Consider the following 17,477-nt stretch of genomic DNA (forward strand, 5'->3'; position numbering starts at 1 on the left):
GTTTCTAAATTGCGAAATGAACAGTGCAAATTGCGAAATGATTTGAGCGACGATGCCCGGCAAATTTGAATCTTGCAATGAACAGTTTGCAATTTGCAATCGAGGGATCCAGCAGAATCGATGAACGTCTCCGGATCTACCCAGCGTTCCAAGTTCCATTGATTTTCGCCAGCCCTTCTCTGTGCGCAAAGCCGGGGGAGAAGGGAGCCATGGTAAGTTGTGTCGACACCAATGCTGCCAGGGAGGGTTTCTTCCTAAAAACCGCACAACCTCTGCCAGAGCGGGCGGTGTCTGCACCTTGCACCGATGCGAGTCGCTTGGCGTGGCCGTTAGGGAATCAGCCAGAACGCTCCGGTCATCGCGGCCCCTTGGACCAGTGCTCCGCGGGCGCTGATCGGCACCGGCGGCACGATCCACGGGGCACAGTTACCCGGGCGGTAGTAACCCAACGCGTACTGGCATTCGTTCGGCGGATGGATTCCCATTTTGTACGGCAGGACGGCGATGTTGGCAAAGAAGTGGGCCGAAGAAACGACCGGTTGCAACCAGGGACCGGCGGTGTGTCCGTAACGTTCCAGGTTGACCTGTTCAAAGTAGCGCGGCTTGCTGCACAGATTGGATGCTTTCCAGGTCATGGTCAGCGGGGCCCACGAGCGTGGCGTGTAGGGAACCTTCGCGATCAAGCATTCTTTGGGCAGCCCCCAGTTCTCCGACAGGTAACCCAGGTCGCCTTCACTGAGCTCGTTGACTTGCAACTCTTGTCGCGTGCCGTCTTCAGTTTCGATGATAACTTGTTCGTAAGCCAGTTCGATGAAGCGTCCGTTGGCGATCACGTTCCCGTCGATGTTGCTCCACGGCCGGTCGGTTTGTCGCGATTCGAACTTTTCCCGCTGCCGCTGGTAGTCGGCCGGATCAAACAGATCGGGACGGAACGGTGGGCTGGGGTCCAGCGAAATCTTGTCGATGGTCTCACGAGCGATGCGTGCCCGGAAGTCTTCACAGGACAATTGATTGGCCTTCAACATCGAGGTGTCGCCGGGCACGGGGCCGATGGGGGCTTGGTCGGCTCGACCGTTTGGCTCGCGCCGGGATCGGTCTTGGTCAAACGGGTTTTGATACGGAATGGGATCCGGTTGGGCAGCCTCGGTTGGCGTTCGATCCGAAGGTGAATCGGTCGGCATGTCGCCGGGATTGTCAGTCGGATCACTCAGCTGCGGGATCGACGGCGGCTCAATGGCAGGTTGATCCGCGGCTGCGTCGAGCGACGGTTCGGGGATCACTTGCTGGTCGGGATCGCTCAGCAAATCACGCATCGACGAACCTTCGTCCGGGGACGGCAAGCTCGGTGCGGGCAGCGATTGGGTGTCCGGGCCGACGCCGCGCAGGGCGTTCGGCGGAAGCTGCTCGGGCATCGGAGCGGGGGTGCCCGCGGCGTTGCCCTGCGGTGCCGCACCGGGCAGGTCGGGAAGCGTCAGCCCGGGGGCGGCGTCATCGCCGGACGTTTGCGGCGCGATGGCGAGTTGGGCGGTCGTGCCACCGCGACGCTGTTGCTGCGCGACGCGAGCGGCCGGAGCCGCTGCAGCCTGGGCCGGCGGATTGAGACCGTCGGCAAAGGGGTTGTTGAAAAAATCGTTGGCCTGGGCCAGTCGTTCCGGGGCGCGGCGTGGGGCGGGCGCTGCGGTGTTCGGAGCAACAGGGCTGGCGGCGCGTCGGTAGTTGCCGACCGGCGCGGCGGCTTCGGGCGCGCTGTATTGGGTTTGGCGAACCTGGCCGATGGCTTGCAAGCCTTGCGATCGGCGCGACAGTTGGGCTTGGCGGATCGTTCGTGACACGGCGGCCTGCCGGAAGGCGTTGGCCGGCTGGTGCATGTTGGCCGGCTGGGGCCGCATCGGATTGGCGACCGGTTGCTGGTGGGCGACCTGAGCGACGCCGGACGCGGGTGCGGGATTCGCCGGCGCTGCAGGGTTGGCCGGCGTTGTGGTGTTGGCCGGGATCGCAGCGTGTGTCCGAGTAGGTCGCGGCGGCGTGGCGAAGATGTCTCGCTGGGGCACTGCGGCGGGCGGGGGCGTGACTTTGGAACTCTTTCGCCAACGCAGGTTCCAGCTGGCGTTGGCTGACGAACCGGCTGACGATGGGGCCTGGGCGTCTGCGGTTCCCAGCAGGGCCGTCGACAGGCAGGCCAGTGCCAGCGCGGCGGTCGGTCCGTTCAGACGTCGCCTAATTTTGGTCCGACGAGTGGACGTCGGGGCTGTAATTGGGCGCTTCTTGAGTGATCGCAATGTCATGCGGGTGGTTCTCCCTAACCGTCGCTGCGGAAACGCGAATGAACCGTCCATCGCGTTTCAATTCGTCGATCGTCTTGGTTCCTAAATATCCCATGCCCGCTCGCAAGCCGCCGACCAGTTGGTAGACGTAATCGCTGAGCGGACCTTTGTAGGGCACACGGCCTTCGACGCCTTCGGGGACCAGTTTTCCGGCCTGGACTCCCTTTTGGCGATACCGATCGCTGCTGCCCTTGACCATCGCCCCCATCGATCCCATCCCACGGTACGTTTTGAACGTCCGGCCTTGGTACAGGATGACTTTTCCGGGGCTTTCGCTCAGTCCGGCAAACAAGCTGCCGATCATCACGGTGTTGGCCCCGGCGACGATTGCCTTGGTAATGTCACCGCTGAAGCGAACGCCGCCGTCAGCAATGACAGGTATGTTTTTCTGCTTGGCGACCGCAGTCGCACGGAGGATCGCCGAGACTTGGGGCACACCGACGCCGCTGATCACTCGCGTGGTGCAGATCGATCCGGGGCCGATTCCGACCTTGATCGCGTCCGCACCGGCATCGATCAGCGCCTGGGCCCCTTCCGCGGTCGCGACGTTCCCCGCGATCACATCGATGTCCCAGCCGGATTGTGCCTTAATCTCCTTGACCGTCTCGACCACGTTCTTGCTGTGGCCGTGAGCCGAATCGACGACCAACAAGTCCACGCCTTGTCGGATCAACTCCTCGGCACGTTCCAGATCACCCACCCCGATTGCCGCTCCGACCCGCAATCTGCCTTGCGAATCTTTGCACGCACGGGGAAACCGCTTCATCATGTCGATGTCGCGGATCGTGATCAGGCCCGTTAGTTTTCTATCTTCGTCAATCAGCAAAAGTTTCTCGACTCTTTTTGCCGTTAAAATTCGCTCAGCTTCCTCAAGCGTTACATTCCCCGTTCCCGTCACCAGATTCTCACAGGTCATGACCTCGGAAATGGGGAGATCTGGGTCTTCTAGGAAGCGCAGGTCGCGGCGGGTCAGGATTCCGGCCAGCTTGCGGTCCTGGTCCACGATCGGAATCCCGGACACGTTGGCTTGGTCCATCAACTCGGCGGCGCGGCTGACTTTCTCGCCCGGCTGCAGCGTGACCGGGTCGACGATGATCCCGTTGGCCGAGCGTTTGACTTTCAAGACCTCTTCGGTCTGGGCCTCGGTCGACAGGTTCTTGTGGATGATGCCCAAACCACCTTCTTTCGCCAGTCCGATTGCCATTTCGGCTTCGGTGACCGTGTCCATCGGGGAGGACAGCAGGGGGATTTGCAGCCGGATTCGCTGTGTCAGCTGGCTGCTGACGTCGACTTCGCTGGGGACGACTTCGCTGTAGCGGGGTTCCAGCAGGACGTCATCGAAGGTGACCCCTGAGTAGCTGATTTTGTCTTCAAACATGCCGAACATTCCTGACCGAGCGAAGCTGCGAAACGGGAAAAGCTTGGCAGTATGACGAAGACGGATCGGGAACGGAAGTCGCCAAACTACAGCGGGAATTCATCTTCCGCAGCGGCTTCGGCGTACAGCGGCATGTGCCGGTAGTAGACTTCCAGGATCATGGTGGCGAACGAGGTCAGGCAGAGCCGGCCGGCTTCGCTCATGTGGGGGGCGCCGTTGAAATACCAGCTGCCCTTGGCGCCCTTGGATTGATCCTGGGTTTCGACCAGCCAATCGCGGAGTTCGGCGTTGAACTTGTCCCACTCCTTTCCGCCGTGGTGTCGGAGCACTTGGGCGGCGTAATAGTTGTAGTACAGGTCGGGTTTTTTGACGCCGATTTTGGCCAGGTGTTTGACCCCCTTTTTGATGCCGGGGTGGTTTTTATCCCAGCCGGTGTACATTCGGCACAGCAGCCCGACGGCGGTGGTGGCCGGTCGGGGCGTGGTGGACGGTTTGTTGTAGCCGTAGATCGAACCGCCGTCGCTGGAGACACGATCCAGGAACAAGGTGGAGCCTTGAATGACGTTGGGGGGGATGCTCAGGTGTCCCATGTGCCCGCTCTTGAGCGCCATCACCTGCCAACCGACGACGGAGGTGTCGCCGCCGCTGGAGTCTCGTTTCCGGTACCGCCAGCCGCCGTCGCGGCACTGCGCCAGGGCGATGAAGTTGAGTGCGGCTTGGGCCGGGCCGGCCAAATCCGGGTCGCCGGTCATCGCGTAGGCTTCGCAGAGCGTGATCGCGGCCAGCCCGTGGTCGTACATGTTGCCGCCGCCGGTGTAGTCGATGTACGGCAAGCCTTGTTCTTTGCCGGGTTTTCCGTTCTGGACCAGGAATCGCAAGCCGCCCATCACGACGCCCTTGAATTCACCCTTGAGGTGCGTCTGGCCGGCGCCCATGAAGGGCAGCAAGGCCAGCGAGGTGGCGGCATTGAGTTGTTTGGCGCGGCCCGGTTTGGTGCAGCCATTGCCACAGGCACCGCGACAGACCAGTTCGTGTTGGAAGGTCCACGCGCCGGCGGTCGGTCCGCTTTTGATTTGGTGTCGTGAAAACCACTTCAGCGCTTCGGTGACCGCGGCTTCACTGCTGTCGGTTCCGCCGTATTTTCGCAGCAGTTTCTCCTTCATTTCCGAGCTGCGGCTGCCCATCGGCTTCATACTCATCGAAGCCATCGATTGCAGCGTCGTCGCGGCGGGGGCCATGTCGGCGGCGAAATCGCTGATGTCCAACGGGACCGCCGCGATGTCCAGCACGGGAACTTCCATGGCCACCGGTTCGACCATTTCGACCGGGTCGGTGATCTCGACTTCCTCGGTCATCTCCTCGGCCTCTTCGATCTCGCCGGGATCGAACTCCTCGATCGACAGTTCTTCGATTTCCGGTCCGTCGTCGCCGCCGCTGGACGCCGTCAGCACGTTGACGATTTGGATCGGATCGGCGATCGAAACCAGTCCCAGGATCAACAGGATCAGCGCGTGCACGAGTGTGCTGACCAACCAGGCCGGCATCGCTTGAAAGAACAGGAACCGGTGATGGGTGCCCGCCGCGTCGTCGTCCTCTTCGCCCTCGTCCGCAGCGACCACGTCGGCGCCGATGATCTCGTCCGTCGTCGCTTCCGCGGTCGCCTGATTTGCCGCGCCCTGTTTGGTTGGGGCCTGTGCCTCGGCGTCGCCCAATGCCTCATCGGGATTGGCTGCTGTGCTCACGAAAGCGGTTCCTGAAGTCGTGCGGAAGAAGAGGGTGGGGCGCGTAGAAAACGGGACCGCAGCGACCGAAAACGTCGACTGCATGCCCCTTAAGTATAAGCGAAGGAGGGATAAATCAGCACAGCTGAAATCTACATTCTGCAAACGCAATCGCCCCAGTTTTGTACCCACCGCACAGATCGTGCGGGATGAATCGATTGAGATTGCGGCGGTTTTCGGGGGGGCTATTCCCCGGACGGGGTTGGTTTCCGCAGCTCCACTCGCAGCGGTTCGTAGTCGGCGACCTGGGTCAAGAACGCCGGCACGGCATTGCGAAACCGCTCATTCAACTGGATCCGACGGTCGCCGTCGGCTTTTCCGATCCAGCCCTGTTCAAGATCGATGATGACTTCGGCATCGGGAAACCGTTTGGCTTCGGGATCGGAGAACCGCAGCATCATGCACTCGGTTTGCCCCAGACGCGACCGCATCGATTCGTTCTTGACCGACGTCCATCGATAACTGCGGTCATCGAGCAGCAGGTGACGCAGATGCCCCAGCCCCGGCATGCCGGTCAATCGAACCGGTTCGGCCTCCGCGGCCGGCTGGTCGGGCTGGATGATCAGATGGATTTCCGCGGCCAACTGAAACGCCTGGATCACCTCGGGCCCCCAGAATTTGGTGGTCTGTTCCAGCCGCGTTCGCCGGGCCCAGATGCTCAGGGCGGCCCCGGCGATCCCGAACAGCACGACGCCCAGGCCGATCAGGATTCCCCGCCGCGAGATCTGGGCGCGAGGGTCGTTGTATTTGTCGGCGTGAGCGTCGGTCTGGTCGTCCGTCTGGTCGTCGATTGGGGAGGTCATCGGTTAAACTGCCGAAAAATTACAGGGGAGATCGAGACGACACAATGAATTCAGAGCTTGCCAGCGATCCCGGTGAAAGCACCGTTTCAGTCGACTTGGGTGATCGTAGTTATCCAATTCATATTGCCACAGGGGCAACCGGGCGATTTGCCGCCGCGTTTGCCGAATCACTCGGCGACGTCAGTCACGTGCTGCTGATCTATGATGCCGCCGTCGAGCGTTGGGCCGAGGCGTTGGCCGGCCAGATCCGCAGCGAATCTGGCCGTGTTGATGCAACGGCGGTCCCTTCGGGCGAACCCAGCAAGTCGATTGCAAAGTTCGGCGAGCTGTTGGATTGGATGCTGGATCGGGGGGCGGATCGACGCAGCGTCGTGGTCGCCGTCGGCGGCGGGGTGATCGGCGACCTGGCCGGTTTCGTCGCCGCATCGTTCGCCCGCGGAATCCGCTTCGTGCAAGTCCCGACGACCTTGTTGGCGATGGTCGACAGCAGCGTCGGCGGCAAGACGGGGATCAACCTGTCCGGGGCCAAAAACATGGTCGGCGCGTTCTGGCAGCCCGAACTGGTTTGGATTGATACCTTGGCGATGAAGACCCTGCCCGATCGCAGCTACTTGAGCGGTCTGGCCGAAGTCATCAAGTACGGCGTGATCGACGATGCCGCGTTCTTTGACTATTTGGAATCCAACTCGGCCGCGCTGGTCCGGCGCGATCCGGATGTGTTGCGGTATGCGATCCGGCAGAGCTGCTTGGCCAAAGCACGCGTCGTCGGTGAAGACGAACGCGAAACCAGTGGCCGCCGAGCGATCTTGAATTACGGACACACCTTCGCCCATGCCATCGAAGCGACCGCGGGCTACGGAACGCTGTTGCACGGTGAAGCGGTCGCGATCGGAATGCAGATGGCCGCCTCGCTGGCGATCCAGTTGGGACGCTGCGACGCCGAGGTGCTGCGGCGCCAAACCAAGGTTCTGCAGGCTTGCCAGCTGCCGATCACGTTCCCCGACGCCGACGTCGCCGCCATGCTGCCGGTGATGATGCGCGACAAAAAAGTCGCCCACGGAAAGCTGCGTTTCATTTTGCCGACCAAAATCGGGCACGTGGAACTGGTCGGCGATGTCGATCCCGCCGAAGTCGAAACGGCGATTGCGGCGCATCGCTGAGGTGGCGCGGGGGGCGACAGAGGTAGGAAGATTTTGGAGGGCATGGGGGCCGAAGAACGACAAAACCCTCCCTGGAAGAGGTCGTGCGGTTTTTAACCTTTGATTTAACAGACGTTTACGACTTCACCCTCCCTGGCAGGGAGGGTCGCGGAGGAGGATACGACGACGCGGGGAGGGTTCGTTGCGGCTCGAAAGTACTCGGTCACCACCAATCGACCCTCCCCTCGTTACGCTCGACCCTCCCTTCCAGGGAGGGTTTCGTCATTATGAAAGCCCTCTCCTTCTCCTACTTCAAAACCTGCTCGGCCGTCCGGCGGCACGCACTCGCGTACGACGGGCCGAACAGATTCAAATGGTTTAGCTGGTGGTACAGCATGTAAACGGCCACCCGTCGCTGCCAGCCGTCGGCCATCGGCCATTCGTCGACGTAAGCCCGCTCGAAGTCGCCGGGACAGCTGCCGAACCACTTGATCATGCCCCACTCGGCCTCGCGGCAACCCCGGTACACCGCCGGATCGATCAAGGCGGGTTGCCCCGAGGTGTCGAACAGGTAGTTGCCGCTCCACAGGTCGCCGTGTAGCAGCGACAACGTCTCTTCCCGCCCTGAAAGCAGGTCCTCCATCCGGTCGATGATCCGCTGGCAGTCGGACTTCAACTTCGCATCGACCAGCCCCTGGTCGGCGGCCCAACGGATTTGGAACCCGATGCGTCGCGTGGCGAAAAATTCTGCCCACGAACTGCAGGCCCCGTTGGGCTGCCGGGCCGACCCGAGGTAGTTGTCCTCCGGCCAGCCCACGGAATCGCCGAGCGTTGCGCGGTGCAGTCGGGCCAGTTGTCGCCCGAATCGGCTGAACGCCTGTGACGAGGATCGCGGGGCGGCGTTGGGGATGAATTCCATCGCCAAGAATGCCTGTCGGTCCACGACATCGGCGGCATACACCTGGGGAATGCGGATCTCGTTCGCGTCGGCCAATGCCTGCAAACCACGAGCTTCACAGCGAAAATTCGAAACCATGTCGGCCGAATTGCGTTTGATCAACAGTTGGGTTTGCGGCTCGGCGGCGGCGAGACCGCTGGATTTTTGCCAAGATTGCGGGTCATCCCAACGAACCGTCACGACCGAGGCTTCGCTGATGCAACCGCCGCCCAGAGGACGCTGGTCGATGACCGCCAGTGGCGTGTCGAGTAATCGAGACAGGGTGTCGGCAAGCATGATGCGAAGCGAGGATTTTCAGCACAAAGATTGAAACCTGGCGGTGTCCGCGTGGGTATTCTACAAGGACGGCGGGCGATTGGTGGGATAGGCTTCCAGCCTGTCGGGCAGAAAGTGACAGACGGGAAGCCTGTCCCACACCCTTGGTCGACTTTGTCCGTTCGAGCGATCCAATTAGTTCCAAAAACCATCAAGATGAAGTTCCAAAAACTGCTCTCCTCCGCCGCGGCGTGTTTCACATTGATCCTCGGATCGTCGATTCAGCCTTCACCGGCCGAAGACCCCGTCGCGTCGCCCGCACTGGGCAAGCGTTTGACCCGCATCGACCTGGACGACCATCGCGGTCGGCGTTGGCAGCTGGAGGATTTCCAGCGAGATTCGCACTTGATTGTGGCGTTTTTGGGAACCGAATGTCCGCTGGCAAAGCTGTACGCCGTCCGGTTGCAATCGATGCAGGAAACGCTCGCCGACGAAGGCGTTCGCGTGGTCGGTGTGATGAGCAACCGGCACGATTCGCTGTTGGACATCAGCGCGTTTGCGCAACGACAAAAGCTGACCTTCCCGATCGTCAAAGATGCCGGTGGCCGACTGGCCGACGACCTGGGTGCGACACGGACGCCCGAGGTGTTTGTGTTTGATGATCAGCGTCGGCTGCGGTATCGCGGCCGTGTCGATGACCAGTATGGAATCGGATACGTCCGCGACAATCCGCGTCGCAACGACCTCCGTGAAGCGGTCGACGAGCTGTTGGCCGGGTCACCGGTTTCGGTTCCCCGGACCGAGGCGGTGGGCTGCATCATCGGTCGCAAAAAAGAAGTCCAGACCGATGCGGCGGTGACCTACGGCGGTCAAATTGCAGCGATCCTGCAACGCCACTGTGTCGAGTGTCATCGCGAGGGCGAGATCGCTCCGTTTGCATTGACCGAGTACGAAGAGGTTGCCGGTTGGGCCGACATGATTGCCGAAGTCGTCGGCGATCAACGCATGCCTCCCTGGCACGCCGATCCCGAGCACGGCAAATTTGCAAACGCCCGGCGAATGAGTGACGAGGAAAAGCAGTTGCTTTACGATTGGGCCCAGGCCGGTGCGCCGGCCGGTGACCTGAGCGACTTGCCCGTGCCGCCGGCCAAGGTCGCGGGATGGCAATTGCCGCGCGAGCCCGACTTGGTGTTCAAGGTCAGCCCCCAGCCGTTCGAAGTTCCCGCCGAGGGCGCCGTGCGCTATCAATACTTTCGCGTCGATCCGAAACTGGATCACGACGTCTGGATCGAAGCGGCCGAATTGAAGCCGGGCAATCGGAGTGTCGTGCATCACATTCTGGCGTTCGCGGTTCCCAAAGGCCAACGCCGAGGTCTGGACGGCGCCCGCGGATTCTTGGTCGGTTATGTTCCCGGCGCGCGTGTCGAACCCTGGCCGGCCGGGCATGCCAAACGGATTCCCGCCGGCAGCGAGCTGATCTTTCAAGTCCACTACACACCGATCGGAACCGCGGCCAAGGACCAAAGCGAGCTGGGGATTTGTCTGGTCGACGAAGCAACCGTCACGCACGAGATCGTGACCACCAGTGCCGTGCAAACACGATTTGCAATTCCGCCGGGCGCGGCCGATCATCCCGTCGCCGCGGTCAGCCCCGGGTTCCCCGCCGACGCGAAACTGTTGAGCATGAGCCCGCACATGCACGTCCGCGGCAAGGCGTTCGAGTATGCGCTCAAGTCCAGCGGCGAAGTCTTGTTGTCGATCCCGCAGTACGACTTCAACTGGCAAACCACCTATGTCCTCAAGCAACCGTTGTCGCTGGACGAAGGCGATCAAATCGTTTGCCGGGCGGTGTTTGATAACAGTAAAGGCAATCTCAACAATCCCGATCCGTCGGCGACCGTGCGTTGGGGAGATCAGACCTGGGACGAAATGATGATCGGCTATTACCATCTGTCGGTGCCCCGCGATCGCGACGATACCGGTCCCACGCAAGCCGAACGCAGCCGCGCGGCGATCCAGCGCGCCGTCCGACTGGCGACCTTCGATCGCATCGACCGGGACAAAGACGGCAAACTGACCAAGGCCCAAACACCGCGCAAGCTGCACAAGGTCTTTGAAGAGTTGGATGCCGACGGGAATGGCGTGCTGACCCGCCAAGAAGCCGAAACTCAATAAGCCTGTGGGAGAGGCTTCCCGCCTGTCGCTCCTCCCAGTACGACGGCCCTTCCGGGCGGTCGCTCCGCCATTGGCATGCCACGTGCATCAACGTCTCCACGAAACCCGAAACTGTCGCCATGACAGTCTTCGCCGGGCAACCGACCTTCAACTCTTTCGTGGAGCTATCGCGATGCGTATGGTTTTTCCGTCCCCTGTGTCGGGACGTCTGATGGATGACTTGGCCACGGATGTTGGAACACTCGTCGAATCCTTCTTCGGTGATGCGGCCGATCGAGGTCGTGCGGCGCGTCAGAATCGGATGCCGGTGCCGATGGACATCGATGAAACCGACGATGCCTATCAGGTGACGCTGGACGTGCCGGGTGTACCGATCGAATCGATTGCAATCGATGTGCACGAGAACACGTTGACGATTTCCGGACAACGCGTGTCGGGGGCGAAGGCGGAGTCCGATGAAGAAGCAACGGAAAACGGTCATGCCGCCGAAACCAACCCGGCCGCGGCGCCGACGGTCAAGCGTCATCGCCGGGAACGCCCCAGCGGCAAATTCGAGCGGAAGCTGGAGTTGCCGTTGGCGATCGAATCCGATGCGGTCACCGCGAACCTTTCCGACGGCGTGTTGGTCGTCCGATTGCCGAAGGCGGATCCGGACAAAGACAAACGCCGGATCCCGGTGACGAAGCGATAATCACGTCAAATCCCACGCGGCGGGGCACCAAAATGGCAAGTCCCGTCACGTCGGCGGATCACAGACGCGGCCCGGGCGTTTACAATTCGTCGGGGCCGTTTGTCGTAAACGGTCGTTCTAAATTAGCGATTCAACACGAACGAATATTGGAATCGACCGATTGGGCGTGAAGCGAGAATTCGACGAGTCCGAATTGATCGATCGGGCACTCGCGGGCGACCGTTCGGCGTTCGCGGAATTGGTGCGTCAAAATCAAGAGCGCCTGTTTGCGTCGATGCTGCAGGTGACCGGGTCGCCGGAAGAGGCCGAGGAGGCGTCGCAGGAAGCCTTCATCCGCGCGTTCGTCAAACTGGATACATTTCAACGCAACAGCCAGTTCTTCACCTGGGTCTATCGGATCGCGTTCAACAGCGCGCTGACGATGCGCCGCAAAAAGAAAGCGCGCGTTTCCCTGGATCAGATGCGCGAAGAAAGCGGATTGGAAATGGGAGGCGAGGATGATGGCGTCGACGAACCGATGCTGCGCAACGAACGGGTGGCTCTGGTCCGCCGCGCGATCGACACGTTGACCGACGAGCATCGAAAGATTTTGGTGCTCCGCGAGATGGATGAGTTTGCCTACGAAGAGATCGCCGAGATTTTGGAGATCTCCATCGGCACCGTCCGCAGTCGACTCAGCCGCGCCCGACGCCAACTGAAACTCGCTATCGAAGCGATCGAAAAGACGCGGTGATCGATGCCAGCGGGAAGCGTGAGCGAGCGGCCCGGTGTCGGTTCCAACGCAAACGTCTGCCACTCGCTGACGCGTCGTGCTGGCATTGACGCGTCGTGCTGGCACCGGCTACTTCGCCAAATAGCTGGCCGTGTAATACGCCTGGGGATGCAGCAACGGTTGCCCATCGGCGTTCTTGATCTTGTCGCACAAAAACTCGTGGACGTGTCCGCGTTGCAGTCCATCGACGACCAGTCGCACCTTCATGCGATCCTTGGACACCGTCGCCGATCGAATCGTCGGCTTTGTGTGGTCGACTTCGGGGCTACCGTACTCCGAGCGATACTCGTACGTGTAAGTTTGCAATTGATAGAGCGCCGGGTCGGTGACCGAATCCGGGGCGACGGGCTGAGTGAATTCGAGTTCAAAGCCATCGTTTTGCAAGCGGATCGCGAGGATTTCGAACGGTGTCTTGCCGGTCCAATCGAGTCGCTCGATCGCGAACGGACGCGGACCGACCGAGCCCCAGCCGCGGTTGGTTCCGCCGACGAACAAGGATCCACCGGGCGTCATCTCCACACCGACGTTCCCCGAGGCAAACCCCGACCGGAATGGAAAACAAACGCCTTGGACATGACCGTCGACCTCTTCCAAAAAGACACGCATGATCGTGCTGGCGGATTGGTCGGCGACGAACAATTGATTCTTGAACGGGCCGAACTTGCCGCCGGTGGTGTCACAAGCGATCCCCGACGCGCTCTTGCCCATCTTGGTGTAGGGGAACAGCACGGTCGGCATGTCCAATTCGTCGATCCGATCGGCTTCGATGTGCAATCGCGAACCGCTCTTCGGTTCGACCGGTTTCGGTCCCATCGTCGATTCGGCGTCGTCGTACCATTTGAACCCGCCGGGGTGTCCGACGAAACGTCCTTGGCGCAGTGGTTTCAGGGCGCAGGTTCCGTTCCACGGACCCTGGTTGTCGGTGTAATACCAACGCCCTTGGGCGTCGGTGCCGATGCCGGCCGGGGAACGCACGCCGCTGGTCATCGGCAACGTCTTGCCGTCGGGCGTGATTTTCATCGCCCAGCCGCGGTAGGGAACGTTGCTGTTGAACGAACCGGTCAGACACAGCGTGACGGCCATGTTGCCGTCTTTGTCGAACTTGGATCCGAAGGCGTATTCGTGGTAATCGGTCGACACGCCCCAGCCGTCGGCCACGGTTTCAAACACGTCGGCCGCGCCGTCGCCGTTCTCGTCGCGCATCCGAGTGACTTCGCAGCGCTGGGTCGCGTACAGCCAGCCGTCGCGCCAGGCCAGGCTGAGCGGTTCGTGCAATCCACGCGCGAAAAACGAAAACTGGTCGGCGGTGACGCTCTCGGCGAGCGGGTCGGCGATGCGAAAGATATCGCCGCGGCGGCTGCACACGGTCATCGATCCGTCAGGCATCAGCTGGAAACCGCACGCTTCGATCACTTCGCCGATCGGGGTTTCAAACGTCGTGATGGTGTAGTAATCCGATTCTTTGGCGGATTGGGCCGAGACGTGTGTGGCGGCGCACAGGATCGCCGCGGTGGTCAGTGCGAAAAAAGGTTTCATCGGGTTCATGCTTGATTGACTTCGTCGAACGAGATCGGCGTTACCACTGGATAGTTTGCGTGAGCGTCACGGACGTTCCCGCGGGCACTCGGGCACGCAGCTCACTTTGTCCGCGGGCGGTGATGATTTCACACGGGGCGTCGGTGATCGACAATTTGATCGGGCCGGTCTGGTACAAGCCATCGCCGACCGCTTCAATCTTGGCCGCCCGCAGGATCCGCCAGATCAGCCCCGGTTTCGTCGAGTCGTCGGGGCGGGTGATCGTCAGTTGTCGCTGGAATCCGCCCGGACCGAGCGGCCGGATCGAATCGGAGACGGTTGTGTCGTCGATCGAGTACAGGAACGTCGGGTTGCCGGCGTCGTCCAGTCGGTAGCCGCCGAACCGGTAACCGAGATCGCGTCCGGATTCGCTCGGCCACGTCATGTCGATCGAATCGCCCGGGGCCAGCGGCGTCCAGGGTTCTAGCGTGTGGATGGAATCTCCGGCCGGCGTGGTGCGTCCTTGACCACGCCCGGTCCAGTGCCTGGCCGCGTCGATGAACTCGTGTTTCCAGATCGAATTCAGCCCCATCCGTTCGGCGTCCCAGATCAGGTTGACTTCGCCGGGAAATCCGACGGCGATGCCGCGACCGGAAACGCCTTCGAAAAAGTTGCGATAGATTCGCGGTCGTTCGGCTGCGGCCAACAGGATCGCGCCGACACGCAGCCCCGGCGGTTCCTTGGCCGATTCTCCCGCGTTCAGGTAGGACCACATCGCGGCGATTTGTTGCGCCGGGTCGCCGTCAAACAGGCCGGTGAAGGAACTGCGGCCTTCGGGAAAACTGTTGGGCATCCGCGTCCCCGGCCGATACTTGGTGGGGTCTTGCAGGTAGCGGTGGAACCAATCGGCGCGCAGTCGTTTGGGCATCGCCAGCAGGTCGATCACACCGATGCCGCCGCCTTTGACATCTTTGTAGGAGTGGCATTTGATGCAGGAGAGCCCGGTGGCGCCGGTCAGTTTCCGGCCGTCGTTGACATCGGCATGCTGCGCCCATTCGGCCATCGCCGCGCCGCCGTCGGTGTCCTGGCGATCCAGCCGCACCAGGCTTTGATGCAGCAAGTCCAAGTTGCCCTCACCGAATCCGGGCATCCGCGTCAGCATGTACGGTCGTTCGTTTGCACCGTGAGCGAACAGGTCGGACAGGTAAGACGATTTTAATTTGTCGCCGACACCGTCCAGCGGCGGCGGCAATCGACTCTCCCAACCCATCTCCGCCGTGGTCGTTTGAAAGGAGGCGTCGCGCGCCGCCTCGGGGCCGCCCGACGATCCGCGTCGGTGACAGGCATAACAATTCAGGCCTGCCAGGGTCAGATGGACCAGGTCCGGATCGCTGATCGTCATCGCGGTCGATCGGACTTCTTTGCGCAAACCGATCGCGTTTTTGATCGAACGTTTCTGTCGCGGTGACAGGTGAAAGTCGACGGCGGGGCGGGTCACCGAATTGGCCAGGCAGCCGCGGTCGGTTCGGACGTCGGTCAACTTCGGGGCCAGGTCGAGCGGCGGCCGCGTCGATCCGAATTCGTGACACGAGGCACACCCGGCGGATTGGAACAGTTGCCCGCCACGCTGGACCGAATTCGGGTCCGGCTGGAACTCGCTGGCCAACAACGGCTGGGAATCTTCCTGGCCGTCGGTGATCACTTCTCTCAGCCGGACGCGTCCCAGCATTGGATCGACAACGTGCGCTTCCAAAGCGACTTCGCCGGCATTGTTGAACCATTCGACACGGACCGGATAAAGCCCCGCAGCCAATTCAAACGTGGCCGTCTTGGTGACCTTGGGGTGGATGCCATCGTTGTCGATCCTGTGATCGCCGATGAACAATCGCGACCCGTCGTCGCTGGCGATCGAGAACTCATATTTCCCGGGGGCGGCGATCCGAATCTGTGACTGGAACACCATCGCGGTGTGCAGCGGATTGCCGTCGTGATTGAGGTCCAAGCCCGAAACGGAATCTTCGGAGACGGGAGTGAGGGTGTCAAAGTCGGGCAGCTTTTGCCACTGGCCCTTGTAGATCAGCCGGCGAAATTTGACATCGCTGGCCCGCTCGGTGACTTTGGCCGTCAGATAGCTGGCGATGGCATAGGCGTCTCCCATCGAGCCGACCAGCGACGGCATACGGGCTCCCTTGCGAATGCGGTGTGGCTGTGCGATCAGCTGGGCGAGCGAGTCGACGGTGTACTTCACATCGACCGGCCCCAAGGGAACGGTGGTCGCGGTGGGCGTCTCGGTGCCGTTAAAGGATCGGTGACAGGCCACGCACCCGACGCTGTGATAGAGCGTTTTGCCGCGTTTGACCGCGGTCGGTTTTGCGGGGCGGTCGACCAACTCGGACGGATCGCCGGCCAACATCAGGTAGCTGGCGATCGACGCGGCGGCCGAGCGTCGTTGTTGGGCATTGAGCCCCATCCACGGATCGGGCATCGTTGTCCCGGTCTTTGTCTTGTGCGGGTCGGCGATCATGTCGACCAACACGTCGGGGCGAACCCGCCCGCGCACGTCGGAGAGCACGGGGCCTTTTTTGATCGGCAACGCGCCTTCGGCACCGGCGTGACAATGGACGCATCCGAGGGTGCTGATCAGCAGTTCGCCGCCGAGTCCTTTGGGGTCGTCGCGGCCGGCGAAGAAACGTTCAAATCCGGGCACGATCGGCCGCGACGCCTCACGGGTCGCGTCGCGGGGGATCAGCCAGATGTTACGAAAGCGGACGGGGTTGCCGTGGTCTTGCAACACGATCGGTCCGTCGTCGGGGCCTTCGCGGTACTTGGCCGCGGTCGTGGTGGAGGGCACGACGACATCGTTCTGGACCGTGACGCCATTGAGTCGAACCGTCATCCGCGCGTCGGATAATTTTGTCTGCCCTTGGTAGCGCGCGGCGGTGAAGTCGACGTCGTAGGTTTGCCACTGCATGGGAGGCAAACAGGCGTTGGAATCGGGAGCTTTGACGCCATAGATTCCGCCGGATTCATTGGCCGCCCCGGACAGTCCGAACGAATCCAGGACCTGTGTTTCGTAGCGTCCTTGGTGGTACACGCCGCTGTTGCCCCGGGCTTGGCCGCTGGCGTTGGGCATCCACGGCGTGCGGAACTCCAGGTGCAACGTGTAGTCGCGAAAGGTCTGCCTGGTCTCGGTGCCTTGTTGCAACAGCCCGTCATCGGTCTGCGTCCCGCCTTTCCAATTGGCCAGCGACTCTTCCGAACCGTCGAACAACACGATCGCATCCGGCGGCGGGGCGGCACCGAGCGTCGGCGACGTCCGCTCGACGCGTTCGACCTCCAGCGCGTTGGCCAGGTCCAGGACCGTGTCTTCGTCTCCCTCCAGGCGGCGCGGCGGATTCCCCGCCGCGGCAATCGCCTCGAGTGCGACGTCGTAGACGATGATTTCGAACTCGCCATCACCCCTCGCAATGACGTGCATGCTGTGGTTTTCGCCGTCGTATTCACCCTGGATGGCGTAATCAGGGTCCGCCCGGTGGCCCTTGGGTTCAGCGGCCGAGACACCGGCGGCCAGCAGGCAAATCAATGTCGCGGAGAAAGACGCAAAACGCAGAGTTGCAAGCCGTTGGATTGCAAGCTGCAGGGACGCAAGATGCAGTGGCACAAGATGCAGTGGCACAAGATGCATG

General features: G+C 61.7%; 11 protein-coding genes. 4 read left to right on the top strand and 7 right to left on the bottom strand.

Features of this window, described 5'->3' with window-relative positions:
* Positions 1–329: 329 nt before the first annotated feature.
* The 4 genes from H1B37_RS00100 to H1B37_RS00115 all read right to left on the bottom strand — a co-directional run bounded on the left by H1B37_RS00100 (position 330) and on the right by H1B37_RS00115 (position 6,286).
* Positions 330–2,285: a hypothetical protein gene (locus H1B37_RS00100; protein WP_182864575.1), complete on the bottom strand. Its 1,956-nt coding sequence runs from the start codon at positions 2,283–2,285 to the stop codon at positions 330–332.
* Entirely contained in the window at positions 2,218–3,702 is a 1,485-nt protein-coding gene (gene guaB, locus H1B37_RS00105) for an IMP dehydrogenase (RefSeq protein WP_182864576.1), read from the bottom strand. Before guaB ends, H1B37_RS00100 begins: the two co-directional genes overlap by 68 nt.
* An 86-nt stretch (positions 3,703–3,788) precedes the next feature.
* The gene (locus H1B37_RS00110; protein ID WP_353620741.1) at positions 3,789–5,444 is read right to left on the bottom strand and encodes a prenyltransferase/squalene oxidase repeat-containing protein; all 1,656 of its coding nucleotides are present in this window, start codon (positions 5,442–5,444) and stop codon (positions 3,789–3,791) included.
* Between the two features lie 224 nt (positions 5,445–5,668).
* Positions 5,669–6,286 carry a hypothetical protein gene (locus H1B37_RS00115; RefSeq protein ID WP_182864577.1) on the bottom strand — a complete coding sequence of 206 codons (618 nt, stop codon included), beginning with the start codon at positions 6,284–6,286 and terminating at the stop codon, positions 5,669–5,671.
* A gap of 44 nt (positions 6,287–6,330) precedes the next feature.
* On the opposite strand from H1B37_RS00115, the gene aroB reads away from it, so the two are divergent.
* Entirely contained in the window at positions 6,331–7,446 is a 1,116-nt protein-coding gene (gene aroB / locus H1B37_RS00120) for a 3-dehydroquinate synthase (protein WP_182864578.1), read from the top strand.
* Between the two features lie 286 nt (positions 7,447–7,732).
* On the opposite strand, the gene H1B37_RS00125 is transcribed toward aroB, so the two are convergent.
* Positions 7,733–8,659, bottom strand: a complete 927-nt coding sequence (locus tag H1B37_RS00125; RefSeq protein ID WP_182864579.1) for a fructosamine kinase family protein — start codon at positions 8,657–8,659, stop codon at positions 7,733–7,735.
* A gap of 195 nt (positions 8,660–8,854) precedes the next feature.
* Here H1B37_RS00125 and H1B37_RS00130 point away from each other — a divergent pair, with 195 nt between their 5' ends.
* The 3 genes from H1B37_RS00130 (at position 8,855) to H1B37_RS00140 (ending at position 12,237) form a co-directional block, all read left to right on the top strand.
* Complete coding sequence (locus H1B37_RS00130; RefSeq protein WP_182864580.1) at positions 8,855–10,813, top strand: redoxin domain-containing protein; 1,959 nt, start codon at positions 8,855–8,857, stop codon at positions 10,811–10,813.
* 172 nt (positions 10,814–10,985) lie between these two features.
* Positions 10,986–11,504 (top strand): Hsp20/alpha crystallin family protein, encoded by a 519-nt coding sequence (locus tag H1B37_RS00135; RefSeq protein ID WP_182864581.1) that lies wholly within the window; start codon positions 10,986–10,988, stop codon positions 11,502–11,504.
* Between the two features lie 166 nt (positions 11,505–11,670).
* Positions 11,671–12,237, top strand: coding sequence for an RNA polymerase sigma factor (locus H1B37_RS00140; RefSeq protein ID WP_353620742.1), 567 nt, complete (start codon positions 11,671–11,673; stop codon positions 12,235–12,237).
* Between the two features lie 108 nt (positions 12,238–12,345).
* Here H1B37_RS00140 and H1B37_RS00145 read toward each other — a convergent pair whose 3' ends face one another.
* A complete protein-coding gene (locus tag H1B37_RS00145; RefSeq protein ID WP_436297867.1) occupies positions 12,346–13,821 on the bottom strand; it encodes a DUF7133 domain-containing protein in 1,476 nt (491 codons plus the stop codon).
* A gap of 31 nt (positions 13,822–13,852) precedes the next feature.
* Positions 13,853–17,476, bottom strand: a complete 3,624-nt coding sequence (locus H1B37_RS00150; RefSeq protein WP_182864583.1) for a 3-keto-alpha-glucoside-1,2-lyase-like domain-containing protein — start codon at positions 17,474–17,476, stop codon at positions 13,853–13,855.
* Position 17,477: the final 1 nt, after the last annotated feature.

This window comes from Stieleria mannarensis, from assembly GCF_014154935.1.
GTDB lineage: Bacteria > Planctomycetota > Planctomycetia > Pirellulales > Pirellulaceae > Stieleria > Stieleria mannarensis.